Origin of the sequence: Xanthomonas sp. CFBP 8443, from assembly GCF_025666195.1 — a bacterium.
In the GTDB taxonomy this organism is placed as follows: Bacteria; Pseudomonadota; Gammaproteobacteria; order Xanthomonadales; family Xanthomonadaceae; genus Xanthomonas_A.
On the sequence record NZ_CP102592.1, the window covers coordinates 2,772,869 to 2,797,745 of the forward strand.

Below are 24,877 nucleotides of genomic sequence, written 5' to 3' on the forward strand. Positions count from 1 at the left end.
GCGTGGCCGGTCACGAACACAGCGGCGCGGCCTCCGACTTGCCGGACGTGTCGGCGTTGGCCCGCACCTGCTGCAGCGCGGCGGCCAGTTCGTCCAACCGATAGGGCTTGGACAGGATCTGCACGCCTTCGGCCTCGGCCGCGGACTTCGCCGCTTCCGCATAGCCGCTGGTGAGCAGGATCGGCAGCGCCTTGCGCCGCGTGCGGATCTCGTGGACCAGTTCCAGGCCGTTCATGCCGCCAGGCATCATGATGTCGGAGAACACGATGTCCACCGCGCGCTCGTTGGCCAATGCGCCCAGCGCCGCCGCCGCGCTGGCCACGCGGGTGACCTGGTAACCCAGCTGGCGCAGCATCTCGCCGACCAGGGCCGCGACCTCGTCGTCGTCCTCCACCAGCAGCACATAGCCGGCTTCGCCCGGGGCACGGCGCGCGACCTGCACGTCCACCAGGTGCCGCTCGTCCGGCGCCGGCGCGCGGAACGAGCGCGGCAGCAGCAGGTGGATCGCCGTGCCCTGCCCGAGATCGCTGTCGATGTGGATAGACCCGCCGGATTGCTGCACGAATCCGTGCACCTGCGCCAGGCCCAGGCCCGAGCCCTTGCCGATGTCCTTGGTGGTGTAGAACGGCTCGAACACCCGCGCCTTCACTTCCGGCGCCATGCCGGTGCCGGTGTCGATGATCGACACGCGGATGAAATCCGGATCGGTCTTGCCGGCGCCCGGCACGTTCTGCGCCCGCACCACGATGGTGCCGCCGTTGGGCATCGCATCGCGCGCGTTGACCGTGAGGTTGAGCACCACCAGTTCCAGCTCGCCCGGGTCCACCTCGATCGGCCACAGGCCTTCGGCGAAATCGAAATCCACGTGCACGTCGCCGCGCAGGCTGCGGTCCAGCAGTTCGCGCATGCCGCCGATCTGCCGGGTCAGGTCGACCGGCTCGGGCTTGAGTTCCTGTCGCCGCGAGAACGCCAGCAACTGCCGGGTCAGTCCAGCGCCGCGCTGCGCGGCCTTCTGCATGCCGTCCATCAGCCGCTTGCGCACAGCCGGATCGGCCTGCGTGTCGAGCATCGCCAGGCCGCCGGAGATCACCATCAGCAGATTGTTGAAATCGTGCGCGACGCCACCGGTCAATTGCCCGATCGCCTCGATCTTCTGCGCCTGGCGCAGGGTTTCCTCGACCCGGGCGCGTTCGTCCATCTGCGTGCGCAGCAGGCGGTTGGCCTCTTCCAGCTCGCGCGTGCGCGCCACCACCTGCGCTTCCAGTTCCTGCGCCGCCGAGGCCTGCGCCTGCAGCAGCGAGCGCACTTCGTACTGGCGCGCGCGCGCGCGCAACGCGGCGCGGATGGTACTGGTGAAGGTGATGGCCTGCACCGGCCGTTCGAGCAGGGCGACGTTGCGCAGCGAGGCCACCAGGTTGCGGCGCCAGGCCACCACGGATGGTTGTTCCTGATGGCTGGTCAGCACCAGGAACGGCAGGTCCGACCAGGCTGGCTGCGCATCGGCCCAGGCGTACAGCGCCGCCGCATCCTTGCCGAACAGGCCTTCCTCGGCGACGAACACCGCCGCGGCGCCGACGTTCAGCTCCCGCACCAGCGCGTCCAGGTTCGCGCAGTTGTAGGCCACCACCCCGCCACGCCGCAGCAGTTCCACCGAGGCCGCGCCGTCGCGCCCGATCGGCGCATGCACGAGGACGCGGTGTTCGGTCGCGTCGCTGCTGCTCATGCAAGCGTATCCAGCAGCGGCAGATCCTCCCCGCTGTAGCGTGGCGTTCCGGAGAAGATGCCGCTGAATCCCTTGAGCGGCGGACCGACGTGGATGCCGTCGCCGCCGAGGCGGAATTCGCGGATGGTGTTCTCGTGGCTGCCGCTGCGCTTCTTCACCACCGACAGCGCACGGCGCACCGTGCCGTTCACCTCGAAATAGCGCAGCATCAGCACCGAATCGCTCAGGTAGCTCAGGTCCAGCGGCGTTTCCATCGGACCGACCAGGCCGTGCTGCGCCAGCACCAGGATGGTCAGCACGCCCTGCTGGCCCAGGTAGCTGAGCAGCTCGTGCATCTGCAGGATCAGGAAGCGCTCGTCCGGCATCGCATTGAGGTAGCCGTTGAGGCTGTCGATGACGACCACCTTGGCCCCTTCCACCTCCACGCTGCGGCGTACTGTCGCGGCGAACTGGCCCGGCGACATCTCCGCCGGATCGATCTGCTGGAAACGGATCAGCCCGTTGTCGAGTTTTTCCTGCAGCGGCAGGCCTAAGGTGCGCGCGCGCGCCTCCACCGTGCTGCGCCCCTCGTCGAAGGCGAAGAACACACTGTGTTCGCCGCGCTCGGCCGCGGCGATGGCGAAGCTCAACGCCAGCGAGGACTTGCCCACGCCGGCCGCGCCCAACAGCAGGACATTGGTGCCGCGCTCCAACCCGCCGCCGAGCAGGCGATCCAGCTCGGCGTTGCCGCTGGGAGCGACTTCTTCAATCTGGTGATGCTTGTATTCGGCCGCGATCAGCCGCGGATAGATCTCCAGCCCGCCCTTTTCGATGGTGAAGTCGTGGTAGCCGCCGCGGAACTGGATGCCGCGCATCTTGATCACACGCAGGCGCCGACGTTCGGCGCCGTAGTCGATGGCCAACTGCTCCAGCAGCACCACGCCGTGGGTGATGGAATGCAGCTGCAGGTCGTTTTCCTGGGAGGACAGGTCGTCGAGCAGGATCACCGTGCACTGGCGGCTGGCGAAGAAATGCTTCAGCGCCAGCACCTGGCGGCGATAGCGCAGCGGACTCTGCGCAAGCAGGCGCAGTTCCGACAGGCTGTCCAGGACCACGCGGCTGGGATTGAGCTGTTCGATCTTGTCGAAGATCAGCTTGGTGGTCTCGGTCAGTTCCATTTCCGCCGGATGGAACACGGTGAGTTCGCGCTCCGGATCCAGCGCGGTCTCCGGCGGCACCAGTTCGAACACCTCGACCTGGTTCATGCTCCAGCCGTGGCGGGCAGCCACCAGGCGCAGTTCGCGCTGGGTCTCGGACAGGGTGATGTAGAGCACGCGCTCGCCATGCCGCGCGCCTTCCAGCAGGAACTGCAAGGCGATGGTGGTCTTGCCGGTGCCTGGCCGGCCTTCGTACAGGTAGAGGCGGTTGGCATCGACGCCGCCGCCAAGGATGTTGTCCAGACCCACACTGCCGGTCGAGATGCGTGGCAGGTCATCGCTGTTCACGTGCTCGGGCTGCGGTTGGGGTGTCATGGTCGTCCTTTTTGGTTGCATTTTGGATTGAAAGGCAGTGCTCTCCCACGGCGTTCCGCGGGCCACGCGCAGCGACTCGGATGCGAGTTCGCCCTGCGTCAGCACGCCTCGTCCAGATGTGCGGCCGGCGCACGCCCCCACGGGCACGCCCCATGCTCACGCATCATCGACGCCAAGCACACTACGTTCGGCAAAGTGATTTTTCTGTGTAGGCACAAGCGGCGTCGGACGCGCCGCCAACGGCCTTCATGTCATGCGCAATCGCGCCACAAACGGCGCCGATCGCCGGCCTGGTTTCATACCGTCGCGACGATGCGGGCCCTGAAAACAAACTGACTGGAGCCGGCCGGGCGCGAAGCACCGCGGCATCGGCGCGGCACGCCGTGGCGACGACATCGCCGGGCGCGGTGGCGAGGTCATGCACTGCCTTGCGAATCGAGCGTCCCCAACAGCTCGTGCATGCGATACGGCTTGGACAGGAACCGCGCCGTGGGCGGCAACGGCGGCAGCTGCGAGAGCGCATAGCCGGACACCAGGATCGTCACGCAGTCCGGATTCATCGCCTGCGCGGTCCGCGCGACCTCGATGCCGCTCACGCCGCCGGGCATGCTGATGTCGCTGATCACGCAGTCGAACTGGCCGATGGCCAGTTCCGCCTGTGCCTGGATGCCGTTGGCCGCCTCGAGCACGTCGAACCCGGCATCCTTCAGAGCGAGAACCGTCACCATCCGCAGCAACGCATCGTCCTCGACGTACAGGATCTTTCTGTTGGTCATGGCGTCAATTCGCAACGGGGATGTACATGGTGACCAGGGTGCCTTCCCCCTCCTCGCTTTCGATGGTCGCGAACCCGCCCGACTGGCCGGCGAATCCGAATACCTGGCTCAAGCCCAGGCCGCTGCCGCTGCCGACGTCCTTGGTGGTGAAGAACGGCTCCATGGCGCGCAGCCGCACCTCCTCGGACATGCCCGGGCCGTCGTCCTGCACCGCGACGCAGACGTAGTCGTGATCGGGCTTGGCTTCCACGTGCTGGGTCGCGTCGGACCGGCAGAGCCGGGTGGAAATCACGATCCGGCCGTGCGGCATCGCATCGCGCGCGTTCGCGACCAGGTTCATCAGCGCAGCCTCGAACTGGCTGGCGTCGACCACGACCGTCGGCAGCGCCTCTGCAAGCGCGAACTCGCAGGCGATGCTCTCGCCGGCCACCCGCCGATACAGCTCGGCGCCCTCAAAGATCAGCGCATTGACCTCGTTCGGCTCGGGCACCAGGTCCTGGCCGCGGGCGAAAGCCAGCATCTGCTGCGACAGCCTGCTGCCGCGCTCGGCCGCGTCGGTCGCCGCGCCGATCAGCAGCTTGCTGCGTGCGTCGTGCTGGCTCTTGGCCAGCAGGTCCAGGCTGCCGACGATGATCGCCAGCAGGTTGTTGAAATCGTGCGCGATGCCCAGCGTCAAGCGGCCGATGGCCTGCACCTTCTGCGCCTGCGCCAGGGCGCGTTCGGCCTTGCGCAGGTTTTCGGCGGCGTTGAACTTTTCGGTGACGTCGCGGGTGACCTTTGCATAGCCCACCAGGTCGCCGTCCTTCCACACCGGATCGATGACGACGCTGGCGCGGAAATGCGAGCCGTCCTTCCTCACCCGCCAGCCTTCGGCCTCGTAGCGGCCTTCGCGCTTGGCCGTGTCCAGTCCCCTCCGCGGCAAGCCGTCGGCGGCGTCCTGCGGGGTATAGAACCTGGAAAAATGCTGGCCGATGATCTCGGCCTCCTCGTAGCCCTTGATGTGGCGGCCGCCGGTATTCCAGCTGAGGATGAAGCCGTCCGGGTCGAGCATGTAGATCGCGTAGTCGGTCACGCTCTGCAGGAGCAGCCGGTCTGCTTCGGTCGCAAGCGGAATGCGCATTCAATCAAGGTGGCGCTGTGAAGTGCACTCAAAGTAGCCAGCTATTTGTTAGTTTTTTGTGGATTTCGTCCCCGTGGCAGCGAATCGCCCGCGCGCCCTTGCCCGCCTGGTGCAGGACAGCCAGCCGGCGGGACGCCAGGGCTCCGCTTGCTGCAACCGGCCCGCTCCGGCACGTCCTGTCGCGCATCGCCATCGGCGGCTTCCTGGCCACCATGGTGGATTGCCTTGGCCGGCAGGCTTCGGTCGGCACCACCCGCGCCGGCGCCGGCGGGAATGCGCAGCGGGCGCGCGGGCTCGGTGGCCAACCCGGGTTTGCGCCACGGGCCGATCATCTCTTTGGCATGATCGCCAGCGCCATCCTGACAACGCCTTCGAACAAACGCTGCCGGGAAGCCGGCGCGTTGATCGGATCAGCGGTCGGATCCGTCGGCTCCGATGGGCGTGCGGATAGCCAGCGCGATCTTCGTCCGTGCTCGACGAAGATCCGAAAACCGGCACGCGCTCCCGCACGGTATTCGACGCCTTGGTCGTGGAATTTGCATGTCCTGATCCACAGCGATCCAAGCCGAGGCCATTGCAGGTAATCTTCGCCGCAATTTGCTGTGGCTGGAGCCGCTGATCTCGGACGAGCTCTGTGAAGGTCCGGCACTGCGAGCAAGAGACCGGCGCATTCGAAACCGCATTGGTTTCTACCTGAGAAGCCGGCGTAAACGATGGGGAGGAGTTTTGACATGATTGCGACAGCGTTCGCTTGGCGACGCACCTGGGGATTGCTCGCCGCCGCAACGGCGTGTCTTGTCGGCGTCTCCACGGCCGCCGGACAGACACCGACGCTTCCGGTCCAGGTGTTGGAGAGCCCATCGATCGCGCGGCCGGTCGACCACGTCTTTGCCGGCACGATCGAACTCGACGTCGAGCAGGCCGATGTGGCGCACAAGCTGTTCGTCGTTCGCGAGCGCATCCCGGTACAGCGGGCGGGCGCCATAACGCTGCTCTACCCGCGCTGGGAGGCGGCGAGCCATGGACCGAGCCTCTCGGTGGTCGATCTCGCTGGGCTGCAGGTGGAGGCCGATGGCCGGCCGCTGGCGTGGCGCCGCAATCCGCGCGATCCGCACGCCTTCGATCTGGAGGTGCCTGCCGGCACGCAGGCCATCGAGGTGCGGTTCCAGATCGTCGGCGCCGACGATGAGCTCTCGCCGGACCTGGTGGTCGTGCCCTGGCAGCGGCTGATCCTGTACCCGGCCGGCTGGTACGCGCGCAACTTGACCATTGCCGCGACCGTGACGTTCCCGGCGGGACTGCAGCCCTTCACCTCGCTCGTGGCGCTCGACAGCCGCGACGGCAGATCGCGGTTCGCGCCAGTCTCGCTCGAAACCCTGCTCGACGCGCCGGTCTATGCTGCGCGCCACGCTCGGCAACTGTCGTTGTCCGCGCTGGGACCGGCGACGGTGTCGGTCGACCTGATCGCGCGCCGGCCCGACGATCTGGCCGTCGCGCCGGAGCGCATCGAGGCCCTGAGCCGCATGGTGGAGCAGGCGGGCGCCGTGTTCGGCGCGGCGCCGTTCGGGCACTACGCCTTCCTCGCCCGCATGGAGGACGACGGGTCGGCCGGGGGAACCGAGCACCGGAGGTCGAGCGAGATCTCCCTGCCCTCGAGCTACTTCTCCGACTGGGAGGGACAGCTCAACAACCGCGATATCCTCGCGCACGAATTCGTCCACGCCTGGAACGGCCTCTATCGGTCGCCCGCCGATCTGTGGACGCCGACGCCGAACGAGCCGCAGGGCGGCAGCCTGCTCTGGGTCTACGAAGGCCAGACGGAGTTCTGGGGCCGCGTACTGGCCGCGCGATCGGGGCTGCGCACGCGCGAGGAGACGCTCGACAAGCTGGCGCTGGATGCGGCCGAAATCGCCAACCGCCCGGGCCGTGCCTGGCGATCGCTGTCGGACGACGTCAACTATCCCGCGTTCATGCTGCGCAAGGCGGTTCCATGGCGCGACTGGCAACGCCGCCGGGACTATTATCTGGAGGGCGTCCTGCTGTGGCTCGACGTCGATGCCCTGTTGCGCGAGCAGAGCGGCGGGCGGCGTGGGATCGATGATTTTGCGAGGATCTTCTTCGCCGGCGCCGCGCCCGATGCGCCGACGCGGACCTATGTATTCGACGATGTGGCCAAGGCGCTGAACGCGGTCGCGCCGTATGACTGGGCCCGCTTCCTCCGGCGCTGGCTCGACGGCCACGCGGAACTCGACGTGTCAGCGGGGCTCGCACGACAGGGATGGCGGCTGGCCTACAGCGACACCGCGACCGCTGCGTACCGCCAGAACGAGAAGGAACTCGACGTGACCGATCTGTCCTACTCGATCGGGTTGACGGTGGCCGATAGCGGGCTGGTCCGTTCGATCGCGTGGGATGGGCCGGCCTACCGCGCGGGGATCGGCCCGAAGACGAAGATCGTGTCCATCGGCGGCGCGCCGTTCACGTGCGATGGGCTGATCGAAGCGGTGCGCCATGCAGCGAGCGCTCCGATCAGCGTGACGTTCGAGCAGGACGGCCGCACTGTCGCCCGCACCCTGGATTACCGCGGCACGCTGCGCTACCCGCACCTGGAACGGATCGCGGGACAGCCGGATCGACTGGGGACGCTGTTCGCGCCGCGGCAAAAATGATCCAGCCTCCGCTGCTCGTCGCCGGCGCTGCCGCCGCCCTGCCCTGCTGACCCCCGATCGGGCCGCGGCTTTCCCTCGATCCCCAATATCGAAAGATGTTCCAAGCATGGCGATCGTCCCGAGCTGGGGACAAGCACCTGCCTACGAGCTTCTGCGATGCGCGCGGCCCACTCCAGCATGGCAACCCGCGCCACGTCTTCCAGTTCCTTGTGGCTGGCACCGTCGCGGGACCAGATCGACATGCCGGTCTGCACGGTCTGGACGAAGCGGCGAGAGCGCGGACATCGGTCGAGCCGGGATCTCTGCATCGGCAATGGCACGGCGCAGACGTGACTCGAGGCGTCCAGGGTGACCGCCCGGACGATTTCACCAGTTCGCCGAGTCCCGCATGGCCTTCGCTGCCGACCGAGGAGCGCGTGGCCATGCAGCCGCGCGAAATGTCGGCCACGCCCCCGTCAGGGCCGCCGCTTGGCACGGCCATATATTATGGCCATCATATAAACAGAAAGGCGATGCGCCCTGCAGACGCCAATCTTGCCGAAGCCGTCCGCGCCCTGCGGCCGGCCCACATTGGAGACATGCCAGTGAATCTCGTCGACGAAATCGCCCCCGGCCTTTCCGGGCTTGAGACCCTGCAGGCGCTGATCGCCGCCGGAGGCCGACCGCCGATCGGCGATTCGCTGGACTTCACTTTCGTCGAAGCCGGCGATGGATGGGCCGTCTTCGCAGGCACGCCCAGCGTGCACGCCTACAACCCGATCGGCACCGTCCACGGCGGCTATGCCGCGACGCTGCTCGATTCGGCGTGCGGTTGCGCCGTACACTCCACGTTGTCGGCGGACCAGGCCTACACCACTTTGGAACTGAAGGTTTCGTACCTGCGCCCGATCACCGCCGACACCGGCCCGCTCCGCGCGGAAGGCCGCGTCCTGTCCGTCGGCCGCCGTGCCGCCTTTGCCGAGGCGACGCTGAAGGACGCCAACGCGCGCATCTATGCCAGCGCGACCTCGACCCTGTTGGTGATGGAGCGCCCCCAACGGCAGCGCTCCTGACCCGAAAAAACAGCAACTGCAAAGTTCGTCCGGATACGCCGGAAGATCCGCAACCGTCTCGATGGACCTTGGGACGGTCGCGTGCACCGTGAGAGCGCCCTCCGGCACGTCTCCCTCACGCTCGAGCGCAATCTCGGCGAAGGCCCTTGGCGCTCCCAGCGCCGGAAAGCCCGCCGGCGGCACATCCGTAGTCCAACGGCCACGAAGTCGCAAGCCTCACGACGAGCTTTACCGACCCAGTACAGCGCATTGCCCCGGCGTTCGACGAGCTGCAGCGCATGTCCCGTTTCGCCGTCCACCGACATAGCGCTCCAGGGATGCATCCGGCGGCGTCCAGGCATGCGCGAAAGACAAACCGCAGATCGCGGCCGGGTCATTCCACCTATTGCTTTGTCTCGTCTCCTACGTTGAGGCCCGTCCAATGCGCGGCGAACGCCAGCATGTCGGCCGCCTCCTCGATCACCTTGCTGGTCGGCTTGCCTGTGCCATGGCCCGCTCGGGCATCGACCCGCAGCAGCCGCGGCCGGGGGCCCAGGTCCGCAGCCTGCAGTGCAGCGAGATATTTATAGCTATGCGCCGGCACGACGCGATTGTCCGCATCGGCGGTCATCACTAGGATCGCGGGATACGGCTTGCCTGCCCTGACATTGTGATAGGGCGAATAGGACAGGAGGTTGCGGAAATCGGCCTCGCGCTCGCTATCGCCGTACTCGCCAAGCCACAAGGCGCCGCCGGTGAACTTGCCGAAACGCAGCATGTCCATGACGCCGACGCTCGGCAGTGCCGCCGCAAACAGGTCGGGACGCTGGTTGACGACCGCGCCGACCATCAATCCGCCCGCGGAGTCGCCATAGATCGCGACGCCGTCGGACGGCGCCATCTTGTTCGCGCGCAGATACTCGGCCGCGCCGATCATGTCGTCGAAGCCGTTCTGCTTCTTCAAGCCGCGCCCTGCCGCATGCCACGCTGCGCCATATTCGCCGCCGCCGCGCATGTTGACGAACGCGACAGCGCCGCCCTGCAGAATCCACGGAGTCAGCATGGCGGAATAACCCGGCGGCATGCTGATCGCGAAGCCACCATAGCCGGTCAGGAGGGTCGGAACGGGGCCAGACGTACCTTTCCGCCGTGCGATGAACATCGGCACCCGCGCGCCGTCCTTCGACCGATAGAAATGTTGCGAGACGGTGATCGAGGCCAGGTCGGCGCCGATCTTTGGCGTTACCCATGCACCCACTCGTCCGCTCGCGACGTCATATCGATAGACCGTATTGGGCTGGTTGAAGCTCGCGTAGACGAAGAATGCTTCGCGATCCTCCGGCTCGCCGACGACAGTGCTCACGCTGCCGATGCCGGGCAAATTCACAATGCCCTCGGCGCTGCCATCAAGCTTGAAGCGGTGGATCTCCGATTTGGCGTCGACAAGGTAGGTCGCGAGGAGCCGCCCCCCGGACAGATATCCGCCGGTCAAGATGGCGTCCTGCTGCGGCAGCAGGTCCGTGAACACTGGCCTCGGCGCATCGAGATCCACGCTCACGATTTTCGATCGTTCGGCGCCCTTGTCGGTCATCAGCAGGAGCCTCGTGCCGACATTGCCAATGACCGACCATCGATCCCGTGCGTTCTCGATCAATGGGCGGGGCGATCGGCCGCGCCGCCCCAGGTCGACCACCGAGACGTCGGCATGCACCAGATCATCGCTCGAATAGACGATCGCATAACGGCCATCGGCGGTGAGGCCGGCGGAGTTGATCCGCCCAGGCTTCGATGGTGTCGCGAAGAACAGCGTGTCGTCCGCCTGCGGCGTGCCGATCCGATGGAAATAAATGGCGTGATTGAGAAGACTTGCGGCGTCGGCGGCGCCGCGCCTGGGTTCGGGATATCGGGAATAGTAGAAACCCGATCCGTCATTGGCCCATGCGATCTGCGTGAACCGTGCCCACTGCACGACGTCACCCGTCGCCTTCCCGGTTGTCACGTCGAGGACGCGGATCGTGCGCCAGTCGCTGCCGCCATCCTGCACGGCATAGGCCACGCGCGTCCCGTCTCGTGATGCCCTCCATTCCGCAAACGCGACGGTGCCGTCCTTCGACCATGCCGCGGGATCGATCAGGATGCGCTCGGCGCCCGCGTCGTCGCGCATGACCAGCACGGGTTGGTTCTGATCGCCCGCTTTGCGCGTGAAGAAGTAATGGCCCCCGCTCTTCTGCGGGATGCCGAGGCGCTCATAGTCATAGGTCGAGGCGAGCGATCGGCGGAAGACCTCACGGCCGGGCAGGTTGGAAAGGTACGCCGTCGTCAAGCGCTGCTGCGCGTGGATCCACGCCGCGACGTGCTTGTCGGTGCGGGAATCCCCTTCGAGCCAACGATAGGGATCCGGAACAGATACGCCGAACCGATTGTCGGCCACCATACCGCGCGTTGTCTCCGGGTACGCGATCTGCATGGTGTCCGGGCCGGGCGAAGATTCTTTCGCCGTGCTCCCACCATCGAAGCAAGCCGTCTGCGCACCCGCCAACACGGCGGACACGCATAGTGCTTTCCCGAACCGTCGTCGGGAGATCAACGGCACCACTCCGGCCGCTCGCCGCGTTCTCGCGCTCGCTCGGCCTCGCGGTTGCACCGCATCCTGCGGACTGTCTCCACATTGTCCCGCGCGGCTTCAGCATTGTTCCGCTGCTGCTCGGACGCGTTGAGCAACGCGTCGTCGCGGCGGCGCTGCTGTTCAAGCATGCACCTCGTGAAATCCCTGCCGTGATCCGCCCCAAACCGTTCGCAAGTTCTACGGTCTTCTTGGTGGGCTTCGCGCCCCCAATCGATCGCGGATGCGCTGCCCGCGATGCCAGCAGTGGCCAGAATCGCGGCGAGCGTCATCAATGCGGATCGATACAAGCTGAGAGGATTTTTTCTGATCATTTCCTTGCACTCCTTTCGGTGCCGTCATCGGCGACACCGCTAGGAAAGCAGGCCAAGATTGCGGGAACCTGGGCTCGAGCAAAAACCGTCAGCGCGAAGCAAACTCGGCACGCACGATCGTGCCGCCGCCAGGCGCGCTTGAGATCGAAACCCGTCCGTCGTGCCTTTCAATGATCTGCTGCACCAAGTTGAGGCCGAGTCCGCTCCCGGTCGAACGTGGTCGCAAGCGATGGAACGGTTCGAACACGCGTTCACGCTCCTCTGGTGGTATGCCCGGACCGTCGTCCTCCACCTCGAAGCCTGCTTCCAGTACGCGCAGAACGACATGATGCCCGCCATGCTCGATTGCATTCTGTATGAGATTCGTCATCACCCGCTCGATCGCACCCGTATCACCGCGAAGCGACGCTTTTCCTTCGATCTGCAACTCGATCGAGCGCTCCGATGCAATCAGTAGCGGCGCCAGATCCGCGGCGACACGCCGGGCGAGCGCTTCGAGATCGATGCTTTCGTCGCTCCAGTCGGCGTCCAACCGCTGAATATCGAGCATCTGCTCGGCCAGGTTGCTTAGCCGTGCCACATCGCCACTCAGCTTGCGTGTGGCCGGCTCGGCTGCGGTGTCCACTTTCAAGCGCAGGATGGCGATGGGCGTGCGCAGCTCGTGCGCGGCGGAGGCGATGAAGCGCCGCTGCCGCTCATAGCCCTCGTCAAGCCTGCGCAGGGCATCGTTCACGGCTCGCACCAACGGCGCGATTTCGGTCGGCACATGCTCCTCGCTCAGCCGCCGCCCACGCCGGTTCGCGTCGATCTGCTCGGCCTCCTGAGCGATCTTGGATACACCGGCGAGCGCTTGCCGAACGATCCATGGCGTCACCAGCAGCGAGATCAGTGCCAGTGCGAGGAAGATTGGAATGACGATAAAATTGGACGCAAGAAGAACGACGAGACTGACGTCGGTCAGCTTGCCATGCCCCAGAATCGTCAAGGTCCCGGCCGGGGCGACCTCTCGCCGGATCACCGCCGACAGGCGGTAAGGTGGAGACCGATCGCGCAGCTGCGCGTAGGATAGATCACGCAGTCGCCCGAGAAGCGATGCGTATTGCGACGGCACGCTGCCAAATGCGACGCTTCGGCCGGAATCGTCCTCGGCCACAAACCAGAGATCCGGAGATTTTTCGCGAAGCTCGGCCAGTTCCGGTGTCTCGCGCACCGAAAGACTCCCGTTCTGATCACGGACGATCGCGCGCGCGATCACCGGCGTAATCGCCTCGTCGGTGTAAAGGCCGCCGCTGTCCATGCGAAGCGCCAACGTCATGAAGAATGTGCAGGCGATCAGCAATGTCGCGAGCTGGAAGATCAGCGGTTTGACGATCAGCGGGCGTTTCAGCGAAGGCGAACCTTGCTTCATGACAGATCTTTCAACAGGTAGCCAACGCCCTTGATGGCGTGGATTTCGACCTGCGCATCCGCTTCGGCGAGCTTGCGGCGAAGGCGCGAGATGTGGGAGTCCAGCGTGTTCGACTGCACCTCGTCGTCAAAACCATAGACTGCCTGCTCGAGAGACTCTCTCAGTACCGTTCTGCCGCGACGCTTCACGAGCGCGGTCAGAACGCGCAACTCTCGGCGGGTAAGTTCAAGCCTGGCACCTCCGACGCTCGCCTCGTCGTTCGTCACGTCGAACACAAGCGCGCCGACATGGATTTCCTCGCTCCCCAACTCTGCGGGACGCCGCCGTACCGCGCGGATGCGGGCAAACATCTCGTCTATATCGAACGGCTTGATGAGATAGTCGTCAGCGCCTCGGTCCAGGCCAGCAATACGGTCGATCACTTCGCCGCGCGCGCTCAGCACAATGACCGGAAGCCCAGGGTGTGTTTCACGCAATATCGGCAAGAGCGACAGCCCATCCCCATCCGGCAGAGTGCGATCGAGCAGCACCAGATCATAAGATCCCGACATGGCCGCTTCCTGCGCCATCGATATGCGGTCCGCCTGATCGACAATGAAGCGCTCTCGCTCGAGCGCAATTCGCAGCGCGTTTGCGAATTCCGTCTCGTCCTCAACAATCAAAACTCTCACGATTGCACCTCGGATCGACATGTCGTGCCGGACGACACCTTGGGTAGGTGCGGCCTCTATCGCACGGCTGGCATGACGCGCACGTACATACCGTCTCGAGCCGCGACCTTGCACATCGTGCTCCGCGGCTTCAGAGCCTCGATCGCGGCATCCGGCTGCATTTGCGCGTCGCCTCCAAAAGTACCGGGATACGATTTTGGAGTGAGTCTTGGCGGGAAATGACCTTCCTCAGATACTCATGTCGAAAGATACCGCCAAGCGCTCATCGCTCCAGACGGTACTTCCGATTTTGCGGCTGATCAATATGGGCGAGGTCCATCGCGCAGGCCGGATACGCCCGGACCGGCGAAAATCACTCCCACTCGATCGTCGCCGGCGGCTTGCCGGAGATGTCGTAGACCACGCGCGAGACGCCGCGCAGTTCGTTGATGATGCGGTTGCTCACCGTGCCCAGGAAGTCGTACGGCAGGTGCGCCCAGTGTGCGGTCATGAAGTCGATGGTCTCCACCGCGCGCAGCGCGATCACCCATTCGTAGGCGCGCGCGTCGCCGACCACGCCCACCGACTTGACCGGCAGGAACACTGCGAACGCCTGGCTGGTCTTGTCGTACAGGTCGGCCTTGCGCAGCTCTTCGATGAAGATCGCATCGGCCTTGGCCAGCAGTTCGGCGTACTCGCGCTTCACTTCGCCGAGGATGCGTACACCCAGGCCGGGGCCGGGGAACGGATGGCGGTAGACCATCGTGCGCGGCAGGCCGAGTTCCACGCCCAAGCGCCGCACTTCGTCCTTGAACAGCTCGCGCAACGGCTCGACCAGGCCCAGCTTCATGTGCTCAGGCAGGCCGCCGACGTTGTGGTGACTCTTGATCACGTGCGCCTTGCCGGTCTTGCTGCCGGCCGACTCGATCACGTCCGGATAGATCGTGCCCTGCGCCAGCCACTTGGCATTGGCCAGCTTGTTCGACTCCTCGTCGAAGATTTCCACGAACAGGTTGCCGATGATCTTGCGCTTGGCTTCCGGGTCGCTGACGCCGGCCAATGCGTCGAAATAGCGGTCGGCGGCGTTGACCCGGATCACCTTGACGCCCATGTGTTCGGCGAACATCGCCATCACCTGGTCGCCTTCCTGCCAGCGCAGCAGGCCGGTATCGACGAACACGCAGGTCAGCTTGTCGCCGATCGCCTTGTGCAGCAGCGCGGCGACCACCGACGAATCGACGCCGCCGGACAGGCCCAGGATCACTTCGTCCTCGCCGACCTGGGCGCGCACGCGCGCGATCTGGTCGTCGATGATGTTGGCCGCGGTCCACAGGGTCTCGCAGCCGCAGACGTCGACCACGAAGCGGCGCAGCAGGGTCTGGCCCTGCAGCGTGTGGGTGACTTCCGGGTGGAACTGCACGCCGTACCAACGCTTGGCCTCGTTGGCCATCGCCGCGACCGGGATGCGATCGGTCACCGCGGTGATGGTGAAGCCCGGCGGCACCTGGGAGACGTGGTCGCCGTGGCTCATCCACACGTTCAGGCGCGCGGCGCCGGGATGGTCGCTGAGGCCGGAGAACAGCGCGTCGGGCGCGACCACGTCCACTTCCGCATGGCCGAACTCGCGCTGGTCGGCCGCCTCGGTGGCGCCGCCCAGCTGCGCGGCCAGGGTCTGCATGCCGTAGCAGATGCCGAACACCGGCAGGCCGCTGTCGAACACTTCCTGCGGCGCGACCGGCGCACCCGGCAGCGTGGTCGATTCGGGGCCGCCGGACAGGATGATGCCCTTGGCGCCGAAGCCGGCGATCTGCGCCGGATCGTGGTCCCAGGCCCAGATCTCGCAGTAGACCCCCAGTTCGCGAATGCGCCGCGCGATCAGCTGCGTGTACTGCGCGCCGAAATCGAGGATCAGGATCTTGTCGTTATGCAGGTCGGACATGGTTACTCGCAGTGCGAAGGCGGCGCGCCCGGCGCCACTCCAGAAACAGGGAAAGCAGCGGCGCGAAAAGCGCCCCCGGCCACAACAGATTGGTGCCCATGACGAGAAACAGCACATGGACGGCGATCGCCAGCGTCGTGGCGATCGCGATGCGCGTGGCCGCTCGCTGGAAGCGGGCGGCTGCGCCGATCCCCAGCACCGCCGGGGACAGCGCGACCAACAGATACGTCGAGCCGAAGAATGTCGCGCCGTACAGCCCCGGCGACACCGCGTACACCCCGATCGCCAATGCGGTTAGAAGCGCGATCAACGCAAGATAGGCCAGCGCCGCCCTGAACACGGCAGATCAGCCCATCCGATAGTTCGGCGGTTCCTTGGTGATCTGCACGTCGTGGACATGGCTTTCGCGCTGGCCGGCACCGGTGATGGTGACGAACTTCGGCTTGGTGCGCATTTCCTCGATGGTCGCGCAGCCCACGTAGCCCATGGTGGCGCGCAGGCCGCCGATCAGCTGGTGGATGATGCCGCTGAGCGGGCCGCGGTACGGCACGCGGCCTTCGATGCCTTCCGGCACCAGCTTGTCGGCGTCGGAGGCGTCCTGGAAGTAACGGTCCTTGCTGCCCTTCTCCATCGCGCCCAGGCTGCCCATGCCGCGGTAGCTCTTGTAGCTGCGGCCCTGGAACAGTTCGACCTCGCCCGGGGCTTCCTCGGTGCCGGCGAACAGGCCGCCGACCATCACCGTGGAGGCGCCGGCGACCAGCGCCTTGCCGATGTCGCCCGAGTAGCGGATGCCGCCGTCGGCGATCAGCGGGATGCGGTCCTGCAACGCCTCGGCGACCATGTCCACCGCGGTGATCTGCGGCACGCCCACGCCGGCGACCACGCGCGTGGTGCAGATCGAGCCCGGGCCCACGCCGACCTTGACCGCGTCGGCGCCGGCGTCCATCAGCGCCAGCGCGGCATCGCCGGTGACGATGTTGCCGCCGATCACCTGCAGCTGCGGGTAGGTCTTCTTGACCCAGGCCACGCGGTCGATCACGCCCTGCGAGTGGCCGTGCGCGGTATCGACGATGACCACGTCCACGCCCGCCGCGGCGAGCAGCTCGATGCGCTGCTCGGTGTCGCCGCCGACGCCGACCGCCGCGCCGACCAGCAGGCGCGTGGACGCGTCCTTGGCCGCGTTCGGGTTGTCGGTTTTCTTCTGGATGTCCTTGACCGTGATCAGGCCGCGCAGCTCGAAGCCGTCGTTGACCACCAGGATCTTCTCGATGCGGTGGCGGTGCAGCAGCTGCAGCACTTCCTCGTCGCTGGCGCCTTCGCGCACGGTGACCAGGCGATCCTTCTTGGTCATGATGTGGCGGACCGGATCGTCGAGCTTCTTCTCGAAGCGCATGTCGCGGCTGGTGACGATGCCGACCAGCTCGCTGCCGTCGACCACCGGCACGCCGGAGATGTTGCGCGCGCGGGTCAGTTTCAGCACTTCGCCGATGGTCGTTTCCGGACCGACCGTGAACGGCTCGGTGATCACCCCGGATTCGAACTTCTTGACCTTGGCCACTTCGGCGGCCTGCTGCACCGGGGTCAGGTTCTTGTGGATGATGCCGATGCCGCCGAGCTGGGCCATGGCCACCGCGAGGCGGTGTTCGGTCACCGTGTCCATCGCCGCCGACAGGATCGGCAATTTCAGGCGCAGGTCGCGGGTCAGCCGGGTTTCCAGGCTGACGTCCTTCGGCAGGACGATCGAATGGGCGGGGACGAGCGAAACGTCGTCGTAGGTAAGAGCTTCAGCCTGGATGCGCAGCATCGGCGGACCCGAATGTGGGGAAGCGCGGCATTTTAACCGGAAATGGGGGGCTGAGGCTATGGGACAAGAAGCCGGAACCGGGGACCAGGGACCGGGGACCCGAAGAACGTCTCTCGGTAAAGCCACATGTATCGGCCACCGATGCTTCAGCTCGGCGTTTGCTTCTACCGGGTCCCCGGTCCCTGGTCCCCGGTCCCGGCAGTCCCGGCTGCATCAGCCGCTTCGATCGTGTTCTGCATCAGCGTGGCCACCGTCATCGGCCCGACTCCGCCCGGCACCGGGGTGATCCAGCTGGCGCGCTGCGCGGCCGCGTCGAAGCCGACGTCGCCGACCAGGCGGCCGTCGTCGAGGCGGTTGATGCCGACGTCGATCACCACCGCGCCGGGCTTGACCCACTCGCCGGGGATCAGGCCGGGACGGCCCACCGCCACCACCAGGATGTCGGCGTCGCGCACCCGCGCCTGCAGCACGTCCGCCGGGGTGAACTTGTGGCAGCAGCTGACCGTGCAGCCGGCGATCAGCAGTTCCAGCGCCATCGGCCGGCCGACGTGGTTGCTGACCCCGACGATGGTGGCGTTGCGCCCGCGCACCGGCTGGTCGGTATGCCCGAGCAGAGTGACGATGCCGCGCGGCGTGCACGGACGCAGGCCGAATTCGCGCAGCGCCAGGTGGCCGACGTTCTCCGGGTGGAAGCCGTCCACGTCCTTGCGCGGATCGATGCGGTGGATCAGCCGGCTGGCGTCGGGAATGCCCGGCAGCGGCAGCTGCACCAGAATGCCGTGGACCTTCGGGTCGGCATTAAGGCGGTCGATCAGCGCCAACAGCTCGGCTTCGCCGGTACCTGCCGGAAGATCGTAGTCGAACGCCTCGATGCCGACCTTTTCCGCCGCGCGGCGCTTGTTGCGCACGTACACCGTGGACGCCGGATCACCGCCGACCAGCACCACCGCCAGGCCCGGCCGCGGCTGCCCGGCCGCCAGCCGCGCATCGACCCGGGCCTTGAGCTGGTCGAGCAGGCCGTCGGCGATGCGCCGCCCGTCGAGGATGCGGGCTGGAACGGAGGAGACGGGCGCGGAGTCGGTCATCAGGGCGAGCGGGTGTAGAGTCTGGGGGACCCCATTGTCCCCGATTCCGCCATGACCGACACCACCCGCATCGAGGCCGCCGCGTTCCGGCGGCTGCTGCAGCACCTCAACCAGGAGCGCAGCGACGTGCAGAACATCGACCTGATGATCCTGGCCGGCTTCTGCCGCAACTGCTTGGCCGACTGGTACCGCGAGGCCGCGGCCGCCGAAGGCGAGACCCTGAGCAAGGAGCAGGCGCGCGAACGCGTCTATGGCATGCCCTTCGCCGATTGGAAGGCGCAGTTCCAGGCCGAGGCCACCCCGGAGCAACTGGCGGCCTTCGCCGACGCGCAGCGCCGGCACGGATAGATGCTGCGCAATCTGGGCATCGTGGCGGCCATCGCGATCGTCGCCTACCTGGTGGTCTGCGCCCTGCTCTACCTTGGCCAGCGCGAACTGCTGTATTTCCCGCAGGCGACCCGGGTGCCTGCGGCGCAGACCGATTTCACCCTGCAGCGCAGCCCCGCCCTGTCGTTGCGCGGCTGGCGGGTCAATCCGGGCCGCGACAAGGTGTTGCTGTACTTCGGCGGCAACGCCGAAGACCTGCGCCATGCCCGCGCGCAGCTGGCGCCGCTGCTGCCCGACTACAGCGTGTACCTGCTGGCCTATCGCGGCTACGGCGCCAGCGACGGCACGCCGAACGAGGCGGCGCTGATCGGCGACGCCCTGGCGTTGTACGACCACGTGCGCGCCACCCAGCCGCAAGCCGAGATCGCCGTGCTCGGGCGCAGCCTGGGCAGCGGCGTCGCCAGCCAGCTGGCGGCGCGGCGGCCGTTGGCGCGGCTGGTGCTGGTCACTCCGTTCGACAGCCTGGCCTCCGCCGCGCAAGCGCACTACCCGTGGGCGCCGGTGCGCTGGCTGCTGCGCGATCGCTACGACTCGGCGAGCGCGCTGCGCGGCTACCGCGGCCCCTTGCTGGTACTACGCGCCGGACGCGACCAGGTGGTGCCGGCATCGAGCACGCAGCGCCTGCTCGATGCGCTGCCGCAGCCGCCCGAGCTGGTCTCCCTGCCCCGCGCAGGACACGACGACATCAGCGCCGACCCGCGCTATGCGCAGGCGTTGCGGGCGTTTTTGCGCTGAGGCTGCGTCTCCCGGGCCGTCCGGAGAACTTCGGTTTTCCCGAGGCCGCGACGGCAAGGTGCCGGCGGGGCTGCGGACGACGCGACAACGGACCGGCGCCTGGCGCCTATCGGTCCCGTAGAGGATCCCCGCGCCGCTGCGCGCGTGCCTCGCCCGCGTGGGCCGGCAGCGGGCGCGCCCACGGAACGAGCGCGCGCAGCCAATGCGGGCGCCAGGCCAGGGTGAAGGCGACGAGCAGCGACGCGCCGGTCAGGGTCATCACCCAGACCAAGGCCGCCATGGAGGCGTGATCGACCGCCAGGCACAGCCCCAGCGCCACGACGAGCGCGGACGCGCCCATCCAACGCAGCACGCGCGCCGCCGGCAGCGACGGAACGCGGCCCAGGACCTGCTGCGCGTGCGCCTGCATCGACAGCGCCAGCCAGCCCATGCCGGCGACGCTAGCGAGCACGGCCGCCGCCAACAGGCAGGCCGAGGAGAGGGCGTCAGGCACGTGCAGGCTCCTCGGCCAACGAACGCGGCTGCGCGACGCGCGCGCGCCGTCCCAGCCTGCGTGCGGCCACGAACGCCAGCGTGGCGCTGGACAGCAGGAACAGGTCGATGCCGGCGACCGGCCAGTAGCCGGCCGCGAGCGTACGCACGAGGTGGTCGCCGGTGGTGATCCAGTTCAACGCCACCGCGGCCAACGCACCGGTGGCGATCGCCCAGCACTGTTCGCGCCAGGCGGGATTGGGCAGGCCCTGGGCGACAGCCGCGCTGCGCCAGGTCGCGTGCAGCAGCGCCAGCATCCAGGTCGCCCAGAACGCCCAACGCTCCCAATCGCCGCGCGCTGGCAGGTCTTCCGGCAGCAGGCGGTTGGCCAGCAGGATTCCCAGCGTCGCCAGCACCATGCCGGTCACCGTGGTCACCGCCAGCGCATCGACGATGCGCGCGCCCTGGCTGCCCTGCTTGGCATGCTGGCGCTTGCGTTTCTCGACGAAGAACACGAAGCCGGTCGCGATGCACACCGCGCCGGCCAGCCCGCCCAGCACGTAGAACCAGCGCAGCAGCCAATGGCGGAAGTGCTGCAGGTGCAGCCCGGTGAGGAACTCGCTGACGCGTCCGACCGGCGTGGTCGGCGGGTCTTCCCTGATCAGCGCGCCGGTCGAGGCCTTGAAGTGCACGCCGTCGCCGACCAGCGCGATGCGGTCGGTGCCGGCGCGGTACACGCTGACGTAGCCGTTGGCGTCGCCCACGTGCTGCAGCACCAGGAACCCGACCTCGCCAGCCTTGCCCTTGGCCTGCCAGCGGCGCTGGGCTTCGGCGACCATCGCATCCACCGGCGCCAGGCCCGCGGGTACGCCGGCGCGGTCGTGCGGCAGCCCGGTCTCGCGCGCTTCCACCTGCTCGTGCAGGTCGTGCAACGCGTGCAACTGGGTATGGCCGACCGGGAAGTAGTAGCTGCTGGCGAAGATCACCAGCCCGGTGAAGGCGAAGAAGAAGTGGAACGGCAGCGCCACCACGCCGGTGAGGTTGTGCAGGTCGAGCACGCTGCGCAGCCGCGCCTTGCCCGGACGGAAGGTGAAGAACTCGCGGAACAGCTTGCGGTGCATCACCACGCCGCTGACCAGCGCGACGAGCATCATCAGCGCCGAGAACCCGACGATCCAGATGCCCAGGTTCTTCCAGTCCAGCGTCAGGCTGTAGTGCATCGGGTAGAAGAACTCGCTGCCGAGCTTGAGGCGGTCGTTGGGCAGCGCGCGGCCATTGCGCGGATCGATGGTGCTGTAGGCCCAGATGGCTTCTTCCGGGTCCTTGGCATTGGGCACGTCGTAGCCGGCGTACAGCGCCAGCACCGGGTCGCGGTGGGTGGTGTAGGCGCTCCAGCTGACCACCGTGTCGAAGCGCTCGGGCATGGCGCCGTTCACGCGCGGGCGCATCGCGTCGATGGCCTCAGGCGTCGGCCGCATCCGCTCGAACGCCGGGCGCAGCACGCGCTCGAACGAGGGCATGGGCTGCGGCTCGATACGCGTGGCCGGGATCGCCCAGCGGTCGATCTCGCGGTCGAACACCGACAGCGCGCCGAAGAAGAACGCGGCCATGAGCACGAAGCCCAGGACCAGGCCGAACCAGGTGTGCAGCCAGGCCATGGATTGACGGAAGCTCTGGAACACGACTATCTCCGTTTCAAGGTCGGCACATTACGCCAGCAACGATTGCACGTACGACGCGCCGGCGGCCATCAGCGCACCGGCGCCCAGCAGCACCGCCCAGACCCGCGCCAGGCGCCGCGCCGCGATCGCCCACAGGAACGCCACCAGATAGGCGAGCAGTCCGGCGATGGCGCCCAGGAACTCGGCATCGTGGAACTCCATGTCGGCCGCGAACAGCAAGGCGGTGACCGCGGCGACCGTTCCCCACGCGAAGGCGTAGCCGCCGAGCACCGCCGCGGCGATGCGCGAGGCCAGGCGCAGGCGCGGGGCGGCGAAGGGAGCGGAGCTTGCGGCGGTGCGGGACATGGCGTCGGCGATGGTCTGTGCGTGGGTCGGAGCGGGGTCAGAACCGCCAGTTCAGGCTGAGCGTGTAGTTGCGCGGCGCGCCGTAGTAGCCGCTGTAGCGCAAGGTGTTGATGTACTTCTCGTCGGCGAGGTTGTTGGCGTTGAGGCGCACCGTCGCGTTGGGCAGGAAATCCCAGGCGACGAAGCCGTTGAATACCGCATAGCTGCCCTGGCGCACGGTGAAGCCGCTGCTCTCCACGTTGGAGATATCGCTCTGCCAGCGTCCGCCGATCCCGAAGGATAGCGCGGTGTAGCTGGGCAGGCGCGCGCTGAGCATCAGGTTGGCGGTGCGCCGCGGCACCCACCGGTAGGTGTCGTCGCCGTCCTGGCCGGTCAGCTTCAGCGCGGTGTAGCCGAACACCACGTCGAGGTCGTCGGTGAGCTTGCCGGTCGCCTCCAGTTCCACGCCCTTGGACTCGACATCGACGCCGGTGTAGTAGAACTGGCCGAGCGCGTTGTAGCCGGCGCCGGTGGCCAGCCCGTTCTGCTCGGCCTTGAACACGGCCAGCGTGGTCAGCAGGCGCTGGTCCAGCCAGTCGGCCTTGATGCCGACTTCGTAGTTCGAACCCTTGGTCGGATCCAGGTAGCGGCCGTTCTCGTCGGACTGGCTCTGCGGCTGATAGATGTCCGAATAGCTGGCATAGCCGAGCACGTGTTCGTTGAAGTCGAACGTCAGCCCCGCGTACGGGCTGGTCTTGCTCTCGGTCTGGTCGAAGACCACGCCGTAGTTGACGCCGTCGCGGTGGTATTGGGCATAGTTGACGCCGACCACGGCCTTGAGCCGGTCGCTCAGCGTCAGCCGGGTCGCACCGTAGGCGCGCTTGAGCCGCTCGTCCAGGGTGCTGTACACGGAACTGTCGCCCCACACCGGCTCGGCAATGGCGTCGCCGGGCCATGGGAAGCTGGGCATGGCGAGATAGCCGCAAGGCGCGGCGCCGCACATCGCCTGGGCGTATTCGCGATTGGTGTTCTCGCTCCTGGACCAGCTCACCCCCAGCATCACTTCCTGATCGCGGCCGAACATCTGGAAATGGCCGTTGAGCGTGGCCGCGCCCAGGTCGGCGGTCAGTTCGTCCTTGCCACCCCATGGGTAGCCGTACAAGCCCAGGTTGGTGCCCGGCTGCAGGCCGGTGCCGGCCAGGTCGGTGGCGTAGAACAACTTGTCGTCGTTGCGGATGTCGCGGCGGTTGTAGGACAGCTTCAGCAGCCAGTCCGGGCCGAACTGGTGCATGTACTCGACGAACGCGGTCTGGGTCGTGGTGTCCCAGTAGGTCCAGTCCTGCGTGGTCGAGGCGCTGCGACTCCATTCGGCCTGGGTGCCATCGCTGTACATGAAGCCCAGCGCGCCCCACATGTTGCCGTCGGTCTGCGCGTCCTGCCAGGAGTAGCCGAACGTCAACGTGCCGTTCTCGCCGATCTGCCCGTCGACCACGCCATAGAAGAAATCGCGCTGGTCGTCCTTGCCGCGCAGGTAGGAACCGCCTTCCTCGTGGGCGGCCACCACGCGGCCGGCCCAGGTGCCGTCGGCGGTGAACGGGGTCGAATAGTCCAGCTCTTCGCGCGTGGTGCCCCACGAGCCATAGCTGACGCCGACCGTCCCGCGCGGGTCGTTGGTCGGGCGCTTGCGCACGTAGTTGATCGTGCCGGCGGCGTTGCCCACGCCGGTCAACAGGCCGTTGGCGCCGCGGATCACTTCCAGCTTCTCGTAGCCGAAGGTGTCCACCGCGCCGGTGACGATGCCCCAGCCGTTGGGCAGGCCGACGCCGTCGATCTGGGTGTTGGCGATGTCGAAGCCACGCGCGGTGAAGGTGGTGCGGTTCGTCTCCCATTCCTCGACCTGGATGCCGGTGCTCAGGCGCAGCGCCTCGTTGAGGCTGTCGGTGCCGAACTGCTCCATCTGCGCGGCGCTGACCACGCTGATCGACTGCGGCGTGTCCTTGATGTCCAGGTCCAGGTTGGTCGCGCCGTTACTGACCCGGCTGGCCCGCTGGGAGACCACCATCACCGCGTCCAGGTCGGTTGCGGCGGTGTCGGCGCTGCCGCCCTGCGCGCCGGCCGCGGCGTCCTGCGGCGCGGCGAGCGCGGCGCCCGACAGGCACGCCAGGCCCAGGCCGATCGCGATGGCCAGGTGGCCGCGCATGAAGGACGACGGATTCTTGTACGTCGCGGATTGCAGCCGACTGGAATTCTTTGAGCGCATTGGCCTGTCTGGGGGGCTGAGGAGTAAAGCGGTGAGCGCGGCTTCGCACCGGACAGGCGGGCTTTCAGGAAGCGACGCGTGGTCGGTGCGGATGCGTGGAGCGCCCAATGAGTGCAATTAAGAATGATTCGCATTTTATAGACAGGTTCAGCAGCCGTCAATCGCTGCTCCAATCGACGCGCCGTGGTGCGTGGGCCAAGCGGGCACTCAGGCTGGCGCCATGGCGAACCGTCAGGAGCCGCCTGTGCTTTTGGAACATCTCCGCAACACTCAAGAAATGGCTCCGGCTTCATCTCCACCGACGGCAGACCGGGCGCGGCGGGCTCTGTTCGGCCCGGCCCTAATAGGCCTCTTCCGGATGGATC

20 protein-coding genes are annotated in these 24,877 nt (G+C 67.0%); 4 read left to right on the forward strand and 16 right to left on the reverse strand.

Annotated elements, in window-relative coordinates; translation table 11 throughout:
- Window positions 1–10: 10 nt before the first annotated feature.
- From NUG20_RS11540 to NUG20_RS11555, 4 genes are all read right to left on the reverse strand, one after another.
- On the reverse strand, window positions 11–1,723 hold the full coding sequence (locus NUG20_RS11540; protein WP_263394633.1) for a response regulator: 1,713 nt from the start codon (window positions 1,721–1,723) through the stop codon (window positions 11–13).
- Entirely contained in the window at window positions 1,720–3,234 is a 1,515-nt protein-coding gene (locus NUG20_RS11545; protein ID WP_263394634.1) for an ATPase domain-containing protein, read from the reverse strand. Before NUG20_RS11545 ends, NUG20_RS11540 begins: the two co-directional genes overlap by 4 nt.
- A 416-nt stretch (window positions 3,235–3,650) precedes the next feature.
- Complete coding sequence (locus NUG20_RS11550) at window positions 3,651–4,010, reverse strand: response regulator (RefSeq protein WP_263394635.1); 360 nt, start codon at window positions 4,008–4,010, stop codon at window positions 3,651–3,653.
- A gap of 4 nt (window positions 4,011–4,014) precedes the next feature.
- On the reverse strand, window positions 4,015–5,130 hold the full coding sequence (locus tag NUG20_RS11555) for an ATP-binding protein (protein WP_263394636.1): 1,116 nt from the start codon (window positions 5,128–5,130) through the stop codon (window positions 4,015–4,017).
- A gap of 731 nt (window positions 5,131–5,861) precedes the next feature.
- Between NUG20_RS11555 and NUG20_RS11560 the strand changes: the two genes are divergently transcribed.
- On the forward strand, window positions 5,862–7,799 hold the full coding sequence (locus NUG20_RS11560; protein WP_263394637.1) for a M61 family metallopeptidase: 1,938 nt from the start codon (window positions 5,862–5,864) through the stop codon (window positions 7,797–7,799).
- Between the two features lie 584 nt (window positions 7,800–8,383).
- A complete protein-coding gene (locus NUG20_RS11565) occupies window positions 8,384–8,851 on the forward strand; it encodes a PaaI family thioesterase (RefSeq protein WP_263394638.1) in 468 nt (155 codons plus the stop codon).
- Between the two features lie 382 nt (window positions 8,852–9,233).
- Here the strand turns inward: NUG20_RS11565 and NUG20_RS11570 are convergent, their stop codons facing one another.
- The 8 genes from NUG20_RS11570 to folD all read right to left on the reverse strand — a co-directional run bounded on the left by NUG20_RS11570 (window position 9,234) and on the right by folD (window position 18,653).
- Window positions 9,234–11,381, reverse strand: coding sequence for a prolyl oligopeptidase family serine peptidase (locus NUG20_RS11570; protein WP_263394639.1), 2,148 nt, complete (start codon window positions 11,379–11,381; stop codon window positions 9,234–9,236).
- A gap of 32 nt (window positions 11,382–11,413) precedes the next feature.
- A complete protein-coding gene (locus NUG20_RS11575; protein ID WP_263394640.1) occupies window positions 11,414–11,767 on the reverse strand; it encodes a hypothetical protein in 354 nt (117 codons plus the stop codon).
- A gap of 88 nt (window positions 11,768–11,855) precedes the next feature.
- Window positions 11,856–13,175, reverse strand: coding sequence for a sensor histidine kinase (locus NUG20_RS11580; RefSeq protein ID WP_263394641.1), 1,320 nt, complete (start codon window positions 13,173–13,175; stop codon window positions 11,856–11,858).
- The gene (locus NUG20_RS11585; protein WP_263394642.1) at window positions 13,172–13,846 is read right to left on the reverse strand and encodes a response regulator; all 675 of its coding nucleotides are present in this window, start codon (window positions 13,844–13,846) and stop codon (window positions 13,172–13,174) included. Before NUG20_RS11585 ends, NUG20_RS11580 begins: the two co-directional genes overlap by 4 nt.
- Before the next feature lie 352 nt (window positions 13,847–14,198).
- Window positions 14,199–15,764, reverse strand: a complete 1,566-nt coding sequence (guaA, locus tag NUG20_RS11590; RefSeq protein ID WP_263394643.1) for a glutamine-hydrolyzing GMP synthase — start codon at window positions 15,762–15,764, stop codon at window positions 14,199–14,201.
- The gene (locus NUG20_RS11595) at window positions 15,748–16,104 is read right to left on the reverse strand and encodes a hypothetical protein (protein WP_263394644.1); all 357 of its coding nucleotides are present in this window, start codon (window positions 16,102–16,104) and stop codon (window positions 15,748–15,750) included. The genes guaA and NUG20_RS11595 overlap by 17 nt, the downstream gene beginning before the upstream one ends.
- Before the next feature lie 6 nt (window positions 16,105–16,110).
- Window positions 16,111–17,568, reverse strand: a complete 1,458-nt coding sequence (guaB, locus tag NUG20_RS11600; RefSeq protein WP_263394645.1) for an IMP dehydrogenase — start codon at window positions 17,566–17,568, stop codon at window positions 16,111–16,113.
- A 164-nt stretch (window positions 17,569–17,732) separates the two neighbouring features.
- The gene (folD, locus tag NUG20_RS11605) at window positions 17,733–18,653 is read right to left on the reverse strand and encodes a bifunctional methylenetetrahydrofolate dehydrogenase/methenyltetrahydrofolate cyclohydrolase FolD (protein WP_263394646.1); all 921 of its coding nucleotides are present in this window, start codon (window positions 18,651–18,653) and stop codon (window positions 17,733–17,735) included.
- A gap of 51 nt (window positions 18,654–18,704) precedes the next feature.
- Between folD and NUG20_RS11610 the strand changes: the two genes are divergently transcribed.
- Both NUG20_RS11610 and NUG20_RS11615 read left to right on the forward strand, forming a co-directional pair.
- Window positions 18,705–19,001 carry a DUF1244 domain-containing protein gene (locus NUG20_RS11610; protein ID WP_263394647.1) on the forward strand — a complete coding sequence of 99 codons (297 nt, stop codon included), beginning with the start codon at window positions 18,705–18,707 and terminating at the stop codon, window positions 18,999–19,001.
- Window positions 19,002–19,775: an alpha/beta hydrolase gene (locus NUG20_RS11615; protein ID WP_263394648.1), complete on the forward strand. Its 774-nt coding sequence runs from the start codon at window positions 19,002–19,004 to the stop codon at window positions 19,773–19,775.
- A 106-nt stretch (window positions 19,776–19,881) separates the two neighbouring features.
- On the opposite strand, the gene NUG20_RS11620 is transcribed toward NUG20_RS11615, so the two are convergent.
- Genes NUG20_RS11620 through NUG20_RS11635 form a run of 4 tightly spaced genes read right to left on the reverse strand, consistent with a single transcriptional unit; the run spans window position 19,882 to window position 24,452 of the window.
- Entirely contained in the window at window positions 19,882–20,268 is a 387-nt protein-coding gene (locus tag NUG20_RS11620; protein ID WP_263394649.1) for a DUF3325 domain-containing protein, read from the reverse strand.
- Window positions 20,261–21,928 carry a PepSY-associated TM helix domain-containing protein gene (locus tag NUG20_RS11625; protein ID WP_263394650.1) on the reverse strand — a complete coding sequence of 556 codons (1,668 nt, stop codon included), beginning with the start codon at window positions 21,926–21,928 and terminating at the stop codon, window positions 20,261–20,263. Before NUG20_RS11625 ends, NUG20_RS11620 begins: the two co-directional genes overlap by 8 nt.
- Window positions 21,929–21,955: 27 nt before the next feature.
- Entirely contained in the window at window positions 21,956–22,273 is a 318-nt protein-coding gene (locus NUG20_RS11630; protein WP_263394651.1) for an iron uptake protein, read from the reverse strand.
- Window positions 22,274–22,310: 37 nt separating this feature from the next.
- Window positions 22,311–24,452, reverse strand: coding sequence for a TonB-dependent siderophore receptor (locus NUG20_RS11635; protein ID WP_263394652.1), 2,142 nt, complete (start codon window positions 24,450–24,452; stop codon window positions 22,311–22,313).
- Window positions 24,453–24,877 lie beyond the last annotated feature (425 nt).

Bases quoted from the DNA above. Each gene is read 5' to 3' on its own strand.
- NUG20_RS11560 (WP_263394637.1), top strand. From the start codon at position 5,862: ATGATTGCGACAGCGTTCGCTTGGCGACGCACCTGGGGATTGCTCGCC.
- NUG20_RS11550 (WP_263394635.1), bottom strand. From the start codon at position 4,010: ATGACCAACAGAAAGATCCTGTACGTCGAGGACGATGCGTTGCTGCGG.
- NUG20_RS11615 (WP_263394648.1), top strand. From the start codon at position 19,002: ATGCTGCGCAATCTGGGCATCGTGGCGGCCATCGCGATCGTCGCCTAC.
- NUG20_RS11635 (WP_263394652.1), bottom strand. From the start codon at position 24,452: ATGCGCGGCCACCTGGCCATCGCGATCGGCCTGGGCCTGGCGTGCCTG.
- NUG20_RS11580 (WP_263394641.1), bottom strand. From the start codon at position 13,175: ATGAAGCAAGGTTCGCCTTCGCTGAAACGCCCGCTGATCGTCAAACCG.
- NUG20_RS11575 (WP_263394640.1), bottom strand. From the start codon at position 11,767: ATGATCAGAAAAAATCCTCTCAGCTTGTATCGATCCGCATTGATGACG.
- NUG20_RS11540 (WP_263394633.1), bottom strand. From the start codon at position 1,723: ATGAGCAGCAGCGACGCGACCGAACACCGCGTCCTCGTGCATGCGCCG.
- guaA (WP_263394643.1), bottom strand. From the start codon at position 15,764: ATGTCCGACCTGCATAACGACAAGATCCTGATCCTCGATTTCGGCGCG.
- NUG20_RS11545 (WP_263394634.1), bottom strand. From the start codon at position 3,234: ATGACACCCCAACCGCAGCCCGAGCACGTGAACAGCGATGACCTGCCA.
- folD (WP_263394646.1), bottom strand. From the start codon at position 18,653: ATGACCGACTCCGCGCCCGTCTCCTCCGTTCCAGCCCGCATCCTCGAC.
- guaB (WP_263394645.1), bottom strand. From the start codon at position 17,568: ATGCTGCGCATCCAGGCTGAAGCTCTTACCTACGACGACGTTTCGCTC.
- NUG20_RS11610 (WP_263394647.1), top strand. From the start codon at position 18,705: ATGACCGACACCACCCGCATCGAGGCCGCCGCGTTCCGGCGGCTGCTG.
- NUG20_RS11630 (WP_263394651.1), bottom strand. From the start codon at position 22,273: ATGTCCCGCACCGCCGCAAGCTCCGCTCCCTTCGCCGCCCCGCGCCTG.
- NUG20_RS11555 (WP_263394636.1), bottom strand. From the start codon at position 5,130: ATGCGCATTCCGCTTGCGACCGAAGCAGACCGGCTGCTCCTGCAGAGC.